Annotated in this window: 12 protein-coding genes and 1 pseudogene; 1 reads left to right on the top strand and 12 read right to left on the bottom strand. The window is 70.3% G+C overall.

Features of this window, described 5'->3' with window-relative positions; all coding sequences use genetic code 11:
• Window positions 1–7: 7 nt before the first annotated feature.
• The 6 genes from GAS53_RS00775 to GAS53_RS00750 all read right to left on the bottom strand — a co-directional run bounded on the left by GAS53_RS00775 (window position 8) and on the right by GAS53_RS00750 (window position 9,384).
• Complete coding sequence (locus GAS53_RS00775; protein ID WP_151475388.1) at window positions 8–916, bottom strand: carbohydrate ABC transporter permease; 909 nt, start codon at window positions 914–916, stop codon at window positions 8–10.
• Window positions 913–1,926, bottom strand: coding sequence for a carbohydrate ABC transporter permease (locus GAS53_RS00770; protein ID WP_151475387.1), 1,014 nt, complete (start codon window positions 1,924–1,926; stop codon window positions 913–915). Before GAS53_RS00770 ends, GAS53_RS00775 begins: the two co-directional genes overlap by 4 nt.
• A gap of 2 nt (window positions 1,927–1,928) precedes the next feature.
• Window positions 1,929–3,299, bottom strand: coding sequence for an extracellular solute-binding protein (locus GAS53_RS00765; protein ID WP_151475386.1), 1,371 nt, complete (start codon window positions 3,297–3,299; stop codon window positions 1,929–1,931).
• Window positions 3,300–3,425: 126 nt separating this feature from the next.
• Window positions 3,426–4,097, bottom strand: coding sequence for a peptidyl-prolyl cis-trans isomerase (locus GAS53_RS00760; RefSeq protein WP_225858638.1), 672 nt, complete (start codon window positions 4,095–4,097; stop codon window positions 3,426–3,428).
• Entirely contained in the window at window positions 4,094–8,380 is a 4,287-nt protein-coding gene (locus tag GAS53_RS00755) for a glycoside hydrolase family 38 N-terminal domain-containing protein (protein ID WP_151475385.1), read from the bottom strand. The genes GAS53_RS00760 and GAS53_RS00755 overlap by 4 nt, the downstream gene beginning before the upstream one ends.
• Window positions 8,381–8,490: 110 nt before the next feature.
• The gene (locus GAS53_RS00750; RefSeq protein ID WP_151475536.1) at window positions 8,491–9,384 is read right to left on the bottom strand and encodes a MurR/RpiR family transcriptional regulator; all 894 of its coding nucleotides are present in this window, start codon (window positions 9,382–9,384) and stop codon (window positions 8,491–8,493) included.
• A gap of 256 nt (window positions 9,385–9,640) precedes the next feature.
• On the opposite strand from GAS53_RS00750, the gene GAS53_RS00745 reads away from it, so the two are divergent.
• Complete coding sequence (locus GAS53_RS00745; protein WP_151475384.1) at window positions 9,641–10,405, top strand: sugar isomerase domain-containing protein; 765 nt, start codon at window positions 9,641–9,643, stop codon at window positions 10,403–10,405.
• A 56-nt stretch (window positions 10,406–10,461) separates the two neighbouring features.
• On the opposite strand, the gene GAS53_RS00740 is transcribed toward GAS53_RS00745, so the two are convergent.
• The 6 genes and pseudogenes from GAS53_RS00740 to GAS53_RS00715 form a co-directional block, all read right to left on the bottom strand.
• The gene (locus GAS53_RS00740; protein WP_151475383.1) at window positions 10,462–11,511 is read right to left on the bottom strand and encodes an ABC transporter ATP-binding protein; all 1,050 of its coding nucleotides are present in this window, start codon (window positions 11,509–11,511) and stop codon (window positions 10,462–10,464) included.
• Complete coding sequence (locus GAS53_RS00735) at window positions 11,504–12,511, bottom strand: ABC transporter ATP-binding protein (protein WP_151475535.1); 1,008 nt, start codon at window positions 12,509–12,511, stop codon at window positions 11,504–11,506. Before GAS53_RS00735 ends, GAS53_RS00740 begins: the two co-directional genes overlap by 8 nt.
• Window positions 12,512–13,033: 522 nt before the next feature.
• Window positions 13,034–13,948 (bottom strand): annotated as a pseudogene (locus GAS53_RS57540) (ABC transporter permease); the annotation flags it as partial.
• 14 nt (window positions 13,949–13,962) lie between these two features.
• Window positions 13,963–14,889: an ABC transporter permease gene (locus GAS53_RS00725; protein ID WP_151475382.1), complete on the bottom strand. Its 927-nt coding sequence runs from the start codon at window positions 14,887–14,889 to the stop codon at window positions 13,963–13,965.
• Between the two features lie 16 nt (window positions 14,890–14,905).
• Window positions 14,906–16,459 (bottom strand): ABC transporter substrate-binding protein, encoded by a 1,554-nt coding sequence (locus GAS53_RS00720; protein ID WP_225858637.1) that lies wholly within the window; start codon window positions 16,457–16,459, stop codon window positions 14,906–14,908.
• 218 nt (window positions 16,460–16,677) lie between these two features.
• Window positions 16,678–17,556 (bottom strand): dioxygenase family protein, encoded by an 879-nt coding sequence (locus tag GAS53_RS00715; RefSeq protein ID WP_192582883.1) that lies wholly within the window; start codon window positions 17,554–17,556, stop codon window positions 16,678–16,680.
• Window positions 17,557–17,565: the final 9 nt, after the last annotated feature.

The following is a 17,565-nucleotide window of genomic DNA, read 5'->3' as shown; positions in this document are numbered from 1 at the left end:
CGGGCTGTCAGAGCTTCACTGCCCCCGACGAAACCCCCTTGTAGAACCACCGCTGCGTGATCACGAACAGCACCAGCACAGGGATGACGGATATCACCGAACCGGCCATCACCACCCGCTGGTCGTAGCCGAACGACGAGCTCTGCAGCCGCGAGAGACCCAGTGTCAGCGTCATCTGTTCCTCCGAGCGCAGCACGATCAGCGGCCAGAGGAAGTCGTCCCAGGCGCTGATGAAGGTGTTGATGGTGACCACCAGGATCGCGCCCCACGCGGACGGCAGGTACAGATACCGGAAGCGCTGCCACTCGCCCGCGCCGTCGAGCATCGCCGAGTCCTCGATCTCGCGCGGCACGGCCAGGAACGCGGCGCGCATCAACAGCACGTTGATGGCACCGACGAACCCGGGCAGCCATACGCCCACCAGGTTGTCGACAAGACCCAGGTCACGGATGCTCAGGAACAGCGACACCATGATCGACTCGAAGGGGAACATCATCGAGGCGATCAGCACGACCCAGACCGCCTTGCGGCCTTTCCAGTTGGGCTTGGAGAGCATGTAGCCGGCCGTGGTGGAGAACAGCAGTTGGCTGCCGACCGACAGGAGGACCACGATCGTGCTGTTCCTGATGTACGTGGCCACCGGCACCTGCTCGAAGACCGCCCGGTAGGCCCGCAGGGTCGGCTCGTGCGGCAGCAGTGAGGCGTTCGCGCCGAAGACGTCCTCGCCGGTGCTCTTCAGCGAGGCGAGGAGCTGCCAGAGCAGTGGCCCGACGGTGATGCCGAGCACGAAGAACAGCAGCAGGTAGCGGACGACCAGCTCCCGGGGGCGGCCGTAGTCCCGCCAGCGCGGCAACAGGCGCCGGGGCTTGCGCGCGGCAGGCTGCTGCGCGGCGGGCTTCCGCACGGCCGTCGTCATGACTCGTCCTCCTTCGTCAGGCGCTGCGCCAGCAGGGTCAGTCCCAGCGTCAGCAGGAACAGGGCCACGCTGACCGCCGAGCCGTAGCCGGCGTTGCCGGTGAGGGGGTCGAGGCCGACGTCACGGATGTAGAAGGGCAGGGTGCGGTCGGCGCCGCCGGGGCCGCCGGTGGCGCTGCCGAGCATGTAGATCTCGGTGAACACCCGCAGTGATCCGATGCCGGTGAGCGTGCCGACCAGCATCATGGCCTGGCGCACGCCCGGCACGGTGATGTGCCAGAAGCGCCGGACCGCGCCCGCGCCGTCCATGGCCGCCGCCTCGTGCAGTTCCTTCGGCACGTTCCCCAGCGCGGCCAGGTAGAAGATCATGTACCAGCCGAGCCCCTTCCACAGGGTCAGGCCCATCGCGGAGAACAGGATCAGCCACGAGTCCGACAGGAACGGGATGGCGTCCTTGATCAGATGGGCCTTCTCCAGCGAGGTGTTGATCAGCCCTTCGTCGGCGAGCAGCCACTGCCAGCTCAGACCCACTACCACGCTGGAGGCGAGGACCGGGGTGTAGAAGGCCGACCGGAAGAAACCGATGCCGGGCAGGTTCTTCTCCACCAGGATGGCGAGCAGCAGTGGCAGCAGCACCATCAGCGGCACCACGATCAGCGCGTACAGCAGGCTGTTGCGGGTCGCCAGCCAGAAGTCGGAGTCCTCCAGCATCCGGGTGTAGTTGGACCACCCGACGAAGCTTGCGGCGCCGCCGAGCGGCTTGGCGTCGGTGAACGACAGCAACAGCGTGTTGAGGAACGGGAAGACGCCGAAGACCGCCGCACAGACGATGGCGGGGGCGGTCCACAGCCAGGGCAGCCACCAGCGACGGTAGAGCGCTGCGCCGTTGGCGCCGGGAGCGGGGCCGGGCAGGAGGGCGCGGCCGAACCGGCCGATGCGGGACGGGGCCGTGCCCGGTACGGGTTGCTCCGTACCGGGCACGGACACCGGCTTCGCGGTGTCGGTCACCACGGTCAGCCGCCCTGCTTCAGCAGCTCGTTCGCCTTCTCCTGGGCGTCCTTCACCGCCTGCTCGGGGCTCTTCTTGCCCTGCATGGCCAGCTGCACCTGGGACACGATGGCCTTCTGCACCGCCGGGGAGATGACGGTCTGGTAGGCCGTGGCGGTCTTGAGCTGCTCGGCGACGAGCTTGCGGGACTGCGCGAACGCGTCGTCGCCGGTGGCGTTCTGGAAGAACGGGTCGTCCAGCGAGGTCGTGGTCGTCGGGAAGATCACGACGCTCGGGTCCTTGCACCAGGCCGTCTGGTTCTCGGCGTTGGTGAGGAACTTGGCGAAGGAGAGCGCCGTGGGGGCGTTCTTGCTGGTCGCGCTGACCCCGATGTACTGCGGGGCACCGGTGGTGTGGCCGAGCTTGTCGAAGGGCTGCTGGCCGACGCCGGTCTTGGCGTAGACGGACGGGCTGTTCTGCTTCACGAAGCGCACGAAGCTCGGGTTCGTCGACCCGTAGGCGACCTGGCCCTGGCTGTACGGCGTGGAGGGGTCGTTGCTGGAGGACAGCGAGTCCTTCGGCATGGCGCCTTCCTTGTACAGCTTCGCCATCCAGGCGACCCACTCGGTGGTCCGCGGATCTTCGGCGAAGGTGGCGGTCTTGCCGTCGGCGGACAGCGTCCTGATGTCCATCTGGTCCCAGTCGGCCGGTATCCGCCAGATCGGGTTGGCCATCGTCGCGTAGTACTTGCCCTTGGCCGACTTGGCGATCTTCTCGTAGTCGGCGAACAGCCCGAACATGGTCGTCGGCGGCTTGTCCGGGTCGATCCCCGCCTTCTTCAGCAGGTCGGTGTTGTACGTCAGCAGGACGCCGCCGGTGTACCAGGGGAAGACGGTGTGTACGGACGCGCCCTTGGGGTCCTTCATGGTGCTGGACTTCCAGAACGCCGGGACGAAGGGCTTGCCGGAGGAGGGGTCCTTGACGCCCAGGTTGAGCAGGTAGCCGTTCTTGGTGAGGGCCGTCGCGGTCTCGGCGTTGAGGTTGATCACGTCCGGCAGGGTGCAGCCCTGGGCGTCGGCGACGTTGCGCTGGGTGAACGTCGCGTCGCCGGGGTCGTCGATCCACTTGACCGAGGCGCCGGGGTGGGCCTTCTCGAAGTCCTTGATCACTCCGTTGAAGAAGTCCCCGAAGTCCTTCTTCAGGTTGGTCGTCTGGAAAGTGATCTTTCCCTTGACGTCGCCGGTGAGCTTGCCGGATCCGACATTGCCCTTGTCGACCGTGCAACCGCCCGCGGTGGCGTCACCGTCGTCGGAGCCGCCGGAGAGGCCGCAGCCTGCGGCCGTCAACGTCAGTACGACGAGACAGGCCAGGGATCCGGTCAGTCTTCTTGCGCGCATTGCTGCCCTCCTGAGACCCGGTCGGCTGGTTCAATTCACCAACTTCGACTCCGATTGATGAAAAGGTGGACCAGAATTCATCGGAGGTCAATGGGGTGCCGTGTTGCTTTTAGGTTCCGGAAGCGATCAGTGCCGGTGCTCGTGGTCCGGATGGGACGGGTCGCCGGGGTGCTCGTGCCCGGCGGCGAACACCACCCCGGCGCGCGCCCGGTCGAGCCAGGCGAAGAAGGCACGCCGGCCCGCCGTCCGGCGCAACTCGTGGGCGATGCCCTCGCGTACGTCGTCGTACGGCAGGAAATCCGCAGGTCCGGCCCCATCGAAGGGTCCGCCGAAGGGGTCGACGCCGCGCCGCAGGGCGTCCCGGGTGAGGAAGCGGTCCGGATTGCGGTCGTAGTAGTCCCGTACGGCTGACTCGGGCACGTTCTGTTCGCTCTCCAACTCGGTGAGCAGGACGCGCGCGGCCGGGGAGTGGGCGAGTACCGCCGCGACGATGCTGCCGAGGTCGGCGACATCCTCCTCGGCCACGGCGAGGACCTGGGACGGCCGGACCTCTTCGGGAGGCCTCAGCCCGCGCTCGACGCAGGCCCGGCGGGCCAGTTCGTCCGCGACGACCACCTGGGTCGCCCAGCGCCGCCGCTGCCGTTCGGCACGCGCCGACGCGTCGGGGCGGGTCCCCGGATCGCGGGGCGGTACGGCCTTCAGGAGCGCGTCCACGTGCGCGGCGGCGAGGGCGTCGCCGTGCACGAGCGCGGCCGCGCCCTCGGGTGGGTGGGCGTGCGCGTGTCCGTGTCCGTTCACGGCAACACCTCCAGTGGGACGGCCCCGGTGTAGGCGACGTTGCCGTGCCAGGCGATCTTCGCCATCAGCCAGTACGAGCCCGGAGGCACCGCACGGCCGTCCACCTCGATCGCGCACTCCAACCGCTCCCCGGCGGCCACGGTGAACCCCTGGCACCCCGGACTCACCCCCGGCCAGGTGCCCCATGACGACACCGCCCACAGCGTGCCGCCGACCGGACCGCGGGTGGGGTTGCGCAGGGTCACCGGAACCCGGCCGAGCTCGCCCGCACGCACGCTCACGCGCTCAACTCCGAGCTCGGCTAGGAGAGTTGGGCCCGTACGTCCGTCGGGCTCGCCCTCCGGGACAGTGCCCGGCACGTCGAGGGCCACGGCATCCTCGTACGTCTGGCCGCCGTACGAGAGACGCGCGGCCAGCCAGTGGCGGCCGGGCGCGGCGTCGGCGGCGGGCGTGACGGTGACCTCGGCGAGGGTGAAGCCGCCGGGGCCCAGCGCGTACGGCAGTTCGGCGGGCTCGGCGGACCAGCCGGCCGGTACCCCGAGGGAGACCCTGCCCGACACCGGGGCGTCGGTGAGCTCCGAGCTGACGCGGACCGTCGCGGTCACGGGGCCGGAGGCGGTGAGCGCGCTCGGCGATACGTACACCGCGACGGGCATGTTGCCGCGCGGGGCGGGGCCGGAGTTGTGCAGCCAGTAGCGGGTGTGGACGGGTTGCGCGGGCTCGTGCGCGGCGATGCCGGGGCGGGCCGCTGTCTCCTGGTGAGAGTCATCGGGTGTCTGGTGGGCGTTCTCGGGAGTCGCCAGCACCGTCGCGACCTCGAACCCGGTCAGGGCGACGTCCAGGACACCGGCCTCGTCGGGGGCCAGCGGCGCCCCGGGGTTCTCCAGGACGTCGGCGCGGGCTCCGGCCGTCCATGCGCGCGGTCCGCGCACGCGGGCCCGGACCGGACGGCCGGACACCTCGTGCATCCGTACGACGACGCCGTGCCCCGGGTCCGCCGAAGCCACGCTGCCGCGGGCCAGCGGCGAGCCGGCCGGCTTGAGGGCGTCGAGCAGCACCTCGCCCTCCGGTTCAAGTCCCAGCAGAGTCGCCCGCCTCGGCAGCACAGGGGCCTCCTCCGCGGAGCCCTCGCGCAGCCGCGCCGTGAGCGGATGGTTGTACGCGTGGCCGGTCCGCGGCAGTCCCAGCTCGCGCCAGTCGCCCTCGCCGCCCACCACGGCGTACTCGAAGGTGTGGGACCAGCGCTGGAGTTGGAATGCCGAGCCGTCGGGGGCCGTACGGCGGGGCGGGTCGATCCAGATGCCCGAGGGCCAACCGGTGCACGAGCGCATCAAGGACATATAGAGGTCACCCGAGGAGGTGACCACGCAGCCGGGCGTACCGCGGTTGAGGACGGCGAAACTGCGGCCGTCCCAGGCGTCGCCCGGTGGCAGGGCCTCGCCGCCGCCCGCGGCCGTGGCCAGCAGGACGGCGTCGTCCAGGTCGGCCACCAGCGCGTCGACCGCCTTGCCGTCGTCCTCCGGACGGGCGCCCGCCACCACGAGCAGCGGCAGCCGTTCGAGGTCCCGGAGGTCGGCTCCGGGCACCCACTCCTCGCGCAGGCTCGCGCGCGGCGCGACCCAGACGGCCGCCACGCCCCGCTCGGTCAGCTGTCGGCGCAGCTCGCGTCCGGCGGCGGGGTCCCAGCCGAGGGCTTCCGCGACGACGGTGTTGCGTTCGGGGCCGCCGACGGCGATGCGGATGTCGGGCAGGTTGGAGTCGATCTCCAGGTCCCCGTACCGCGGCCCGTCGGCGATCGTCGAGGTCGCCGTGACGCCCGCGCGGACGAGCGCGGCGGCGAGCGGAGTGCCGAGCTCGCCGGCGTCGTCCCAGGAGGCGTAGACGAGTTCGGCGACGCCGATCGAACGGTGACCGAGGAGCGTGCCCGTGTCGTCCCGGATCTCGGCACGGGCCGTGGAGCCGAGACCGAACCAGGTGTTGGCCGGGTTGTCCAACGTCCAGGGGAATCGCTCGCTGTCCACCTCCACGAACCCGAACCCGCGCCCGATGACGGCGTCGGCCACCTCGTGCACCGGCAGCCCGCCCCGCACGTCGGAGGGCCAGCGGACCCTGATCAGCCGGTCGGCGCCGTCGAACCCGTCGATGGTGGTGGACACGTCCAGCCGCTCGACCCCCTTCCACAGGCACAGCCGCTGCGTGTAGCGGAAGAGGCCGAGGTCCGCGGTGACGGTGACCCGGGAGCCGGCGGGGGAGTGCTCGACCCGCACGTCGGCGGTCACGTCGCGGCTGCGGGCGGCCGTGGTGCCGGTCGGGGTGAGATGCCAAGGGCCCTCACCGAAGCGGGGATGCCGCGGATACTCCTCCTGCACGACCAGCTCGTTGCCGATGTCACCGGCGCGCAGCAGGTCACGCCCGCCCTCCGTGAGGGCGCGCAGTCGGCTGACCCCGCCGCCGCGCTCCTGGTCCACGGTCAGCTCGTAGAACTCGTTGCGGATCGTGGCGCCTTCGCCCGGCACCCACTCGGAGACGGCGCCTCGCCCGAGCGGGAGCGCCTTGAGTCCCATGCCGGGCACGTCCGGCACGATCACACGCAGTTGGCCGTCCTCCCGTACGGCGGGCAGTGGGAGGCCCGTGTCGTCGAGCGGGACGAGCCCGGGGTCGGCGACCGTCAGGACGTCCCGCCGCTGCCAGGTCGCGGAGTTGAAGACGACCAGGTCCGGGCCGCCGCCGGGCAGCGGGGCGACTTTCCGGGCCAAGGCGTCGGTCGCGTCGGCGTGCACGGTCTCGGCGAGGTCGGCCAGCTCGCGCCAGCCGGTCAGCAGGTCGATGTAGACCTGGTCGGACTCGGAGCCCGTGATGGCGTCGTGGTGGGCGCCGTAGATCAGCTGCCGCCAGGCCTTGTCGAGCGCCGCGTCCGGGTAGGCGCGTCCCGTGACGAGCGAGGCGAGTGTCGCCCACGCCTCGGCGTCGGCGAGCAGCGTCTCGCCGTATCGCTGGGCCTGCTTGGTGTCGATGTAGGAGACGTCCTTGCCGGTGTAGACCGGGTTCATGTCCCGGGTCTGCGGCGAGGCCCTGCGTCCCTCGGCGTCGAGTTGGGCCCGCACGGCAGCGAAGAAGTCGCGTGGTACGGCGCTGATGAAGCGTGGCCAGACGTAACGGGCGTTCCAGTCGCGGTGGATGTCCATGACCCAGCGGCACGGCGGCGCGTAGTCCCCGCCGACCGGCAGCAGCACGTTGCGCGTGAGCGCGACCTTCTTGAGCCCCTTGAAGAGCTTGAGGGCGGCCGCCTCCGCCTCGGGCAGCGTCGGCGCGTTGTCGATCGCCCAGCCCGCGCCGTAGTGGTTGACCATGTACGCGGTCAGCAGCCCGCGGCCCGAAGGGGCGATCCAGGAGAACTCCGCCGGGAACTGCATCCGCTGTGGATCCCGGGGCTCCTCACCGAAGACGGAGAGGGTGGGGCCCCACTGGTGGAAGGGGCCGCGCGCCCACGAGCTGGAGGACAGCCCCGCGTCCGCCATCAGACCGGGGAACTGCGGATCATGGCCGAAGGCGTCCAGCTGCCAGGCAGTCTCCGGCGACGCGCCCATGACGGCACGCTGGAACCCGTCCCCGTAGACGGCGTTGCGGATGGTGGCCTCGGCGCCGGTGAGGTTGGTGTTGGGCTCGTTGTAGGTGCCGCCCATGATCTCGACACGGCCGGTGCGCAGCAGCTCCCGCAGGAAGGCACGCTCCTCCGGGAAGGAGTCCCAGTACGGCTTGAGGTAGTCGACCTCCGCGAGCACGAAGGTGTACGCCGGATCGCGGCGCGCAAGGTCGCAGTGCGCCCGCACGAGACTCATGCCGGACTGGCCGCGCGAGTCGAAGGTGCGCGCGGGCAGACCGGTCGAGGCCGGATCGTCGGCGACGTCCCAGGTCTCGGTGTACGCGCCCTGGGTGTTCCACCAGACGGGGTCGTAGTGGAAGTGGCTGACCATGAACATGGTCCAACCGGGCTCGGCCGCAGTGAACTCGGCGCTGTGCACGGCCACTTGGTCCCCATCAGTGGCCGTCACCGAGATGTCGCGGCGGTCGCCGGGGGCGAGGCCGGTCAGCACGGGTATCTCGGCGCGCACGGTGCCGTCTTCGGCCGCCGTCGCGACGGCCTCTCCGGCGACACCGGGGCCCTCGACGGTGAGACGGACGGTCCGGCCGGGGGTGTGGCTCAACTCGACGGCCACTACCTGGCGCGGCTGCTCGGTGCTTCCGACGAAGAGTTCGGTCGACTCGACAGAGGTCACGCGCATGGGGCTCCTACGAGAGTGCTCGGCGGAGCCCCATCCTGGCATCGAGGGGATGATTCAAACAACCATCATCGCGACTGCTCGGTGGTTCATTCATGCATGATCGGGTCGGTTCACCGTGTTCGGCGGCTCTTCACCGAATGCTGCGGGGTGATGTGGTCGGTCAGTGCCAGTGAGGCGCTCGCGCGCTGGTAGGTGAGCTGGGCGACCCGGACGTAGAGGCAGTCGATGAGGACGAGCACGGAGTGTCGGCCGCCGATGCTGCCGGTGCGGCCAGGGAAGTTGGTCTCCGAGGAGGACGAGGAGATGAGCCGGATGTCGGCGGCCCGGGCGAGCGGCGAGCGCGGGTCGGAGGTGAGTGCCACGGTGGTGGCGCCGCGCTCCTTGGCGAGTTCAAGGGGCTCGATCGTCTCCCGGGTCGCCCCGGAGTGCGAGATGCCGATGGCGACGTCCGCCGGGGTGAGCAGCGCGGCGGAGGTGGCTGCCCCGTGCACCTCGTTCCAGCCGCGGACCGCGCAGCCGATGCGGAACAGCCGGGTCTCGGTCTCCTGGGCCACCGCGCCGCTGCCGCCGACTCCGTAGACGTCGATGCGGCGGGCGCGGGCGACGGCCTGGGCCGTGCGCTCCAGCGCGTCGAGGTCGATGCGGTCGATCGTCTGCTGGACCGCCCGCAGGTCCGCGCTGCCGACGATGGCGACGACGCGTTCGAGGTCGTCGTCCGGGGAGATGTCGGGACCGATCTCCGCGCTGCCCCAGTCGGACACCTCGCCGCGACCCCGCTCCTGGGCCAGCTCGATCAGCAGATGCTGGTACGAGTCGAGGCCGATGGCACGGCAGAACCGGGTCACCGTGGCCTGCGACGTGCCGGTGCGGCGCCCCAGCTCGGCGGCGGAGGAGTGGGTGACGGCCGAGGGGTCCTCGAGGATCAGCTCGCCCACCTTCCGGAGTGAGCCGGCCAGCCGGGGCAGCTCGGTGCGGATCAACGTGGTGACATCCGTCCGGGGCATTCCGTTGCCGACGCCGGTCCGTTCCATGGGTACCCGATCTCCTCGGTGGTGCCTGCGGTGCAGCTGAGAATGTATCAGCCACCGACCATCTCGCAGATTGAATCTCAGGACCGAAGGTGCTCGTGGGACAGGCCGGGCCGGGGCCGGGCGGGGGCGCCGGTGGGCTGGGCGTTGCCTGTCGATCGCGACCTATGATTTATTCATTCAAGTAAGCTCGCAAGAGATGGTGGTTTCATCCACCGGTGGGGAGTGTCGAGTGTCCGTCGACTCAGTGAACGCCAACGGGTTTGCGCGCGAGGGCCTGGACGTCCTGGACAGGATCGCCGCATCGTCCCGGGACGAGGTGAGGCGTGCCGCCGAGCTGATGGCTCACTGCGTGCGTACGGACGGCGTCATCCAGGCGTTCGGCACCGGGCACTCCCAGGCCCTCGTCCTCGAACTCGCCGGACGCGCCGGGGGACTGGTGCCCACCAACCGGCTGAGCATCGCCGACCTCGTCCTGTACGGCGGCGACGACCCGAGCGTCCTCGACGACCCGCTCCTGGAGCGCAAACCCGGCGTCGCCGAACGGATCTACGACCTCGCCGCGCCCCAGCCGGAGGATCTGTTCGTCATCATCTCCAACTCCGGTGTGAACAGCGTGATCGTGGAGATGGCACTGCGCGCCAAGGAGCGCGGCCACCGGGTGCTGGCCATCACCTCGCTGAGCCATACCCGGGCCGTCCCCGCCTCCCACCCCAGCGGCAGGAAGCTCGCCGGCATCGCCGACGTCGTCCTGGACAACGCCGCGCCCCGGGGCGACGCGCTCCTCGAACTCCCCGGCGGTGGCGCCGTCTGCGCCCTGTCCACCCTGACCGGGGTGATGCTCGTCCAGATGACCGTCGCCGACACCGCCTCACTGCTGCTCGCCGCCGGGACGCGGCCGCCGGTGTACGTCTCCGCCAACGTGCCCGGCGGGTACGAGGGCAACCTCGAGCTGGAGAAGCGGTACGCGGGGCGCATTCGCCGCACGGCCAGTTGAGCGGGGCGCATCCGGCGTACGGCCAGTCAAGCGGGGCGCGTCCGGCGTACGGCCAGTCAAGAGGTGGGCGTGAGTGCGTCCTCCAGTGGGAAGTGGCATGCCGCCGTGTGGAGCGGGGCTCCGAGCGGTGGCGTGGGGACGGCTTCGGCGCAGAGGTCTTCCGCGCGCCAGCACCGGGTCCTGAACCGGCACCCGGAGGGCGGGTCCGCCGGTGAGGGGATCTCGCCGGTGAGCAGGATGCGCTCCCTCTTCGCCCTGCCCCCGGCCGCCAGCGACGGGGCCGCCGACAGGAGCGCCGCCGTGTAGGGGTGCTGCGGCCGTTCGAAGAGATCCTCGGCGGGGCCCGTCTCCACGATCTTGCCGAGGTACATCACGGCGACGCGGTCGGCGACGTGCCGCACGACGGACAGGTCGTGCGAGATGAACACGTACGACAGACCCAGCTCGTCCCGCAGATCGCACAGCAGGTTGAGCACCTGCGCCTGCACGGACAGATCCAGCGCGGAGACCGGTTCGTCGCAGACGATGACATCGGGCTCCAGCGCGAGGGCCCGTGCGATGCCGATCCGCTGCCGCTGCCCTCCCGAGAACTCCTGCGGATGCCGGCGCGCGTCGGAGGCGCGCAGCCCGACCATCTCCAGCAGCTCGGCCACGCGCGCCGCACGCTTCGCGGCGGGTACGAGGTCGCGGTGGGTGAGCCACGGCTCGCTGATCAGATCCGCCGCGCACAGCCGGGGGTTGAGCGAGCCGAACGGGTCCTGGAAGACCATCTGCACCTTGCGGCGCCAGGCGAGCAGCTTCGGCCCCGACAACGCGAACGGGTCCACTCCGTCGAACCGTACGGTGCCTTCGTCGGGACGCTCCAGCATCAGCAGGACCCTGGCCAGCGTGGTCTTGCCGCAGCCGGACTCGCCGACCAGGCCGAGCGTTTCGCCGCGTCCCAGGCTCAGATCCACGCCTGCGAGGGCGCGCAGCCTGGTGCTGCCCTTCGCGGTGCGCGGCACCGTGAAGCTCTTGGCCAGGCCAGTGGCCTCCAGCAGCTTCGTTCCCTTCGATCCGTTCGTTCCCTTCGTTCCGTTCGTTCCGTTCGATCCGGGCTCAGGCATCGGCCAGTTCCTTCCCGAAGTGGCAGGCGGCGGCGCGGTCCGTGCCGGTACCGGCCAGCGTCGGCCGGTGCGTGGCGCACAGCTCGCGGGCCATCGGACAGCGCATACGGAAAGCGCAACCGGACGGCATGGAGCGCGGGTCGGGCGGGCTGCCGGGGATGGAGTTCAGCCGGGATCCCTTGCGCTGCTCGGCCGGTACCGACTCCAACAGGCCGCGGGTGTAGGGGTGGTTGGGCTTGCCGAACACCTCGGCCACCGGTCCGGTCTCCACGACCGTGCCCGCGTACATGACGGCGACCCGGTCCGCGTGCTCGGCGACCAGGCCGAGGTCGTGGGTGATGAGGACCAGAGCCATCTGCTGCTCGCTCCGCAGTTCCCGGAGGAGGTCCATGATCTGGGCCTGCACGGTCACATCCAGGGCCGTCGTGGGCTCGTCGGCGAGCAGCACCTTCGGCTGCAACGCGACCGCCATCGCGATCAGCAGCCGCTGGCGCATGCCTCCGGAGAACTGGTGCGGGTAGGCGTTGGCGCGCGAGCGTGCCTCCGGGATGCCGACGCGTTCCATCAACTCCACCGCTCGGGCCCGCGCGGCGCGCCGGGACATCCTCTCGTGGATGCGGAACGGCTCCGCGAGCTGTGCCCCGACCGTGTGCACGGGATTGAGGGCGCTGAGCGCGTCCTGGAAGACGATGGACAGGCCCGGGCCCGCGAGCCGGCGCCTGGCCCGGGCTCCGAGCGCGAGCAGGTCGTCGCCGTCCAACCGGGCCTGCCCGCCCACGACTTCGGCGGCCGGATCGAGCAGGCCCGCGACGGCATGGGCGGTCATGCTCTTGCCGCATCCGGACTCGCCCAGCAGGGCCAACGTCTCACCCGACCGCACGGCGAAACTCACGCCGCGTACGACGGGGACGGGGCCGGCGGCGGTTCGGATGTCGACCGACAGACCGTCCACGGCCAGGGTGTCGGCCCGCGTCGGCGAGTCGGCCGGGGCCGGTTCGATCCCCGTCCCGGCCAGGGATGGGGTGGGTTCGGCGATAGTCCCGGCCAGGGCAGTGGCCGGCTCGGCCCCTGCCCCCGCTGGGGCCTGGGCCGGATCGATGTCTGTTCCGGCCAGGGGCGGGGGCAGCTCGCTCCCCGTCCCGGCCAGGGGCGTGGGCTCGGTCTCCGTCCCCGCTGGGGCCGTTGTCGTTTCGGCGCTTGTCCCGGCGACGGCCGTAGTGGTTTCGGTGTCTGTCCCGGCCACGGCTGTAGTCGTTTCGGATCCTGTCTCCGCCGCGACCGTGGCTGGTTCGATCTCCGTCCCACTTACGGTCGGGTCGGGTGCGACCTCCGTCCCACTCACGGTCGGGTCCGATGCGACCTCCGTCCCTGCCACGGCCAGGTGCGGTTCGACCGCAGGACGGCGACCGGCGCCGGTGCCCCCGGCTGCCGGACGACGGCGACCCAGACGTCGGCCGCCGCGGCGCAGGCCGTGCCTCCAGCGCTGGCCCGGGTCGGTCGAGAGCCGGGCCCAGGCGGCGAGGACGGTCGCCGAGACGGTCGTGATGACGATGGCGAGACCGGGGAAGACCGCGATCCACCACGCGCTCTGCAACTCCTGCCGCCCCTGGGCCACCATCAGGCCCCAGCTCACGTCCGGCGGCTGGATGCCGATCCCCAGGAAGCTCAGCGACGACTCGGTCAGCATCACGAAGCAGAAGTCGAGCGCGGCGACGGTGAGCAGCGTGGGCAACACGGTGGGGGCGACATGCCGTCGGATGGTCGCCCAACTGCTGGTGCCGAAGGTGCGGGCGGCGTCCATGAACAGCCGGCTGCGCAGTTCCGCGGACTCGGCCCGCGCCGTGCGCAGATAGACGGGGATCCGGGCGACGGCCAGGACCAGCACGATGTTCGCGGCGCTCGGCGAGAACACGTACAGCACGACCACGGCCAGCAGAAGAGAGGGGAAGCTGAGGATCACGTCGGCGATCCGCAGGGACACGTTCTCGCGCCAACCGCCGTGATAGCCCGCCCACATGCCCCAGACCGAGCCGACGACCAGTGAGCACAGCACGGCGGGCACGGCCACGGACAGAGTGGTCCCGGCCGCGGTGATCAGCCGGGCGGCGACGGGCCGCCCCAGGGAGTCGCTGCCGAGGACGAAGGCCCAGCCGTGGTCGAGACTGAAGGGCTCCCGGTTGGGATCACGCAGGTTCTGACGCGTCGCCAGGTCCCCGATGAGCAGCGGACCCAGCACGGCGCACAAGGCGACGGCCAACAGGATCAGGGCCGCCGCGCAGGCGAATCGGTCCTGGAGGAGCAGAGCGAGCCACTTCCGCCGCGCCGACACCGGTACCGGGTCGGTCCCGGAACTCGGGTCGCTGTCCTTGGCGTTGTCCGTGTTCTTCGGGACGCCGCTCTGCTGGGCGTCGTTCTTCTGGACGTTTTTCTGGAGCATGTCACTTTCCTGACTCACGCCGCCGCCCGCTGCCGGACACGCGGGTCGAGGATCGCGTGGCAGATGTCCACGAGGATGTTGAGCGCGAAGATCACCAGAGCGGTCAGCAGCACGGCGGCCTGCAGTACCGCGAAATCACGCTGAAGAACAGAGTCGATCATGAGCTTGCCGATGCCGGGCCAGCCGAAGATGGTCTCGACGACGACGGCTCCGTTGACCAGCCCGACGGCGAGGTCGCCCGCGACGGTGAGCGCGGGGGCGGCCGCGTTGCGCAGGGCGTGCCCGAAGACCACCCGCGATTCGCGGGCGCCCTTGCTGCGCGCCACCTTCACATAGGGGGCGGAGAGGGCGGAGACCATGGCGCCGCGCACCACTTGGACCAGTACGCCGAACGGCCGGATGAGCAGCGTGGCCACGGGCAGGACCCACGCGGCCGCCCCGTTCGTACCGGAGGTGGGGAGCCAGCTCAGCGTCACCGCGAAGATCAGCACCCCCATGATGGCGAACCAGAAGTCGGGGACGCTGGCGGCCGTCGAGGACAGGAAGCTCGCGACCCGGTCGGTCGCCGAGTTGGGCCGGTACGCCGCCAGGCTGCCGATCACCACGGCACCCACGATGGCGAGCAGCATCGTCCACCCGGCCAGCTGGAGGGTGGCGGGGAAGGCCCGCAGCACCGCGTCGCTCGCGGACTGGGCGGTGCGCAGCGATTCGCCGAAGTCGAGGTGCGCGACTTGGACCAGATAGTCGCCGAACTGGGTGATCAGCGGCTGGTCGAGACCGTTGCGGGCGGCGAACTCCTCCCTCATCTCGGGTGTCGCGCTGAGCGGGAGGTACAGATTGGCGGGGTCCCCGGTGAGGCGGGCCAGGAAGAAGACTCCCAGCACCACGACCAGCAGGGGGATGACGCTGGAGACCGCGCGGCGGCGCAGCATGGTGAACATCGGTTTCGCTCCTCCCTCAGTCCGCGCGGCGCATGTCGGAGAGCCGCATCTCGTCGTTGGTGGCCGAGTCCGGTCGGTAACGGACGTGCGAGGAGAGGGCCAGGATGCCGGTCATGTTGGCCATCACGGCGTCCCGTACGACCTCGTCGTTCTGGTGGGCGAACGCGTCCGCGAACGCCTTCTGCCGCGCGTCGCCCGAGGCGAGTTGCGCCTTCGTCGTCAGCGCGTCGAGTTCGGCGGTGCCGTAGCTGCTCTGGGCGCCCTTGCTGCCGTAGATCTGTCCCATCGTGAACGCGGCGTCTCCCGCCTGGTTGCCGTGCTGCGCCTGGAGGAGGGTGGGGCCCATGCCCTTGGGGAAGGGCCGCAGCAGGTACTCCAGCCAGGCGTTGACGTCCAGCATCTTGATCTTGACCTTCAGGCCTGCCTTGAGCAGGCCGTCCTGCACCACCTCCATCGCCTCGGCGGCCTTCGGGTAGATGCCGTTGCGGCCGATGATGGTGATGGTGGTGTCGGTCGGTACTCCGTCGGCGCGGGCCTCGGCGACGAGTTCCTTCGCGCGTTCCGGGTCGTACGACCACGGCCGGACACGCGGGTTGTATCCGGTGACGCCCTTCGACACGAGCTGGCCGCTCGGCCGCCCCGAGAAGACCGCCGTGACCAACCCCTCCCTGTCGATGGCGTAGTTGATGGCCCGTCGGATCCGGACGTCGTCGAGGGGTGCCTTCGTGGCGTCCATCCGCAGGTAGGAGACCTCGTTGGTGGTGAACTCGACCGCCCGGTCGCCCGCCCCGTCCTCGGGAGCGAGTCCGATCGCGACATCCGCCTCGTTGTTGGTGACCATGGCCGCGCGCACGCTGCCCTCCGCCCGCCAGACGTACTTGGCGGCGGCGAAGTCGGGGGTCTTGCCCCAGTACCCGGGGAAGCGCTTCAGGCGCAGAAAGCGGCCCTGGCTCCACTCGTCGATCCGGTACGGACCGGTACCGATCGGCTCGCGCACCCTCTTCTTGGGGTCCGTACTCGTCGGCACGATCTCGACGAAGGACAGGCGCAGCGGGAGGATGGGGTCCGGCTCGGCCGTGGTGACCTCAAGTGTCGTGTCGTCGACCGGTTTTGCGGTGACTTCGCTGTCCGTGAAGATGTATCCGTCGACGTTGCAGTCGATGTCTGAGTCCGTGGCGCGCTTGATGGAGAACGCGGCGGCCGCGGCCGTGAGCGCGGAACCGTCATGGAACTTGACCCCCTTGCGGAGGATGAAGGTCCATGAAGTGGGCGAGTTGCGCGTCCACTTGGTGGCCAGGGCCTGTTCCAGTCGCCCGGTGGACGGATCGCGCTCGGTGAGCGCCTCCGTGATGTTGGCGCGCGTCACCCGGCCCGTCGCGGTGAGCGAGGCGTCGCACGGCTCGAGGGTCGGTGGCTCCTCGGGCAGGACGACGCGCAGGGTGCCGGGGCCCTCACCGATGGGGTCGGCACCGGCCACCGAGCATCCGGAGGCGGCGAGCACAACGACGACGGACGTGATCGCACCCGCCGTTCGCCCCCGGCGGAGACCAGCGATCGAACGAGTGCGCACTGGGCCTGGATCGGTCACTGTTCCTCCGCGCTGTTCAACTCACGTCCATAAGCGAAAACGTCGTTTAGATATGTGGACGCTCATTATTGAGTCGACAGCGCCGAACGCGTCAAGAGGTGTGCAGCAACAAGCCAACATCCGTACGTCTCCGCGTACGGGGAGTTTGTGTACGTGAACGACGGGCGTGGGGTCTGCCGCCCGCGGAGGTGGCGCGGCTCCTATTCCTCCCTGAGGACGATGTCGAAGGTCGTCGAGGTCCACGAGCCCGCCGGCTGCCGCCCGTCCGGCGTCGGTGTTCCGGCCTCGTGACGGCCGAAGGGGCGGATGAGGGACTCCTTCACGCCGAAGACGGAGTCGGCGTCCAGGCAGGGGTCGCCCGCGACGAAGATGTGGGTGATGAGACGCCGGAAGCCCGGTGCCGTGACCATGAAGTGCAGGTGAGGTGCACGCATCGGAGAGCGGCCGGCGTGGTCGAGGAGCCGGCCGACGGGGCCGTCGTCCGGGATGGGGTACGGCGTGGGGGTGAGCCCCCAGAAGCGGTAGCGGCCCTCCGCGTCGGTGAACAGGTGCGCGCGCCCCGCCAGGGTTCCGTCGTCGTACTGGACGTCGTACATGCCGTCGTCGTCGGCCTCCCACACCTCGACGCGGGCCCCGGGGACGGGATTGCCGTCGGTGTCCGTGATCCGGCCGGCGACCCACGCCGGCTCACCGGTCGCGCCGCCCGCGATGTCCCCGCCGAGCTCGATCTCGGGCGAGTCCTGGACGAAGAACGGGCCGAGGACCGTGGACTCCGTCGACTCGTCGAGGCCCGGTTCGTTCACCGCGACGGTGAGCATGGAGATGCCGAGGACGTCCGAGAGGAGGACGAACTCCTGGCGGGTGTCGGTGGTGATGTGACCGGCCGCGGTGAGGAACTCGATCGCCGCGCCCCACTCTTCCTCGGTGAGCCGGGTTTCCCGCACGAACGCGTGGGCGTGCCGTACAAGGGCCTGCATGACCTCGCGGAACCGTTCGTCCTTCGCGGTGTCGAAGCTCGCGACGACCTTGTCGGTCAGTTCTTGTTCGGTCGTCTCAGCCGTCTCGGCCGTCTCAGTCATCGGGGTTGC

It is taken from the genome of Streptomyces albicerus, from assembly GCF_008905045.1.
Taxonomy (GTDB): Bacteria; Actinomycetota; Actinomycetes; order Streptomycetales; family Streptomycetaceae; genus Streptomyces; species Streptomyces albicerus.
The sequence above is the reverse complement of the archived record's forward strand: the minus strand, read 5'-3'. Positions and strand labels throughout refer to the sequence as shown.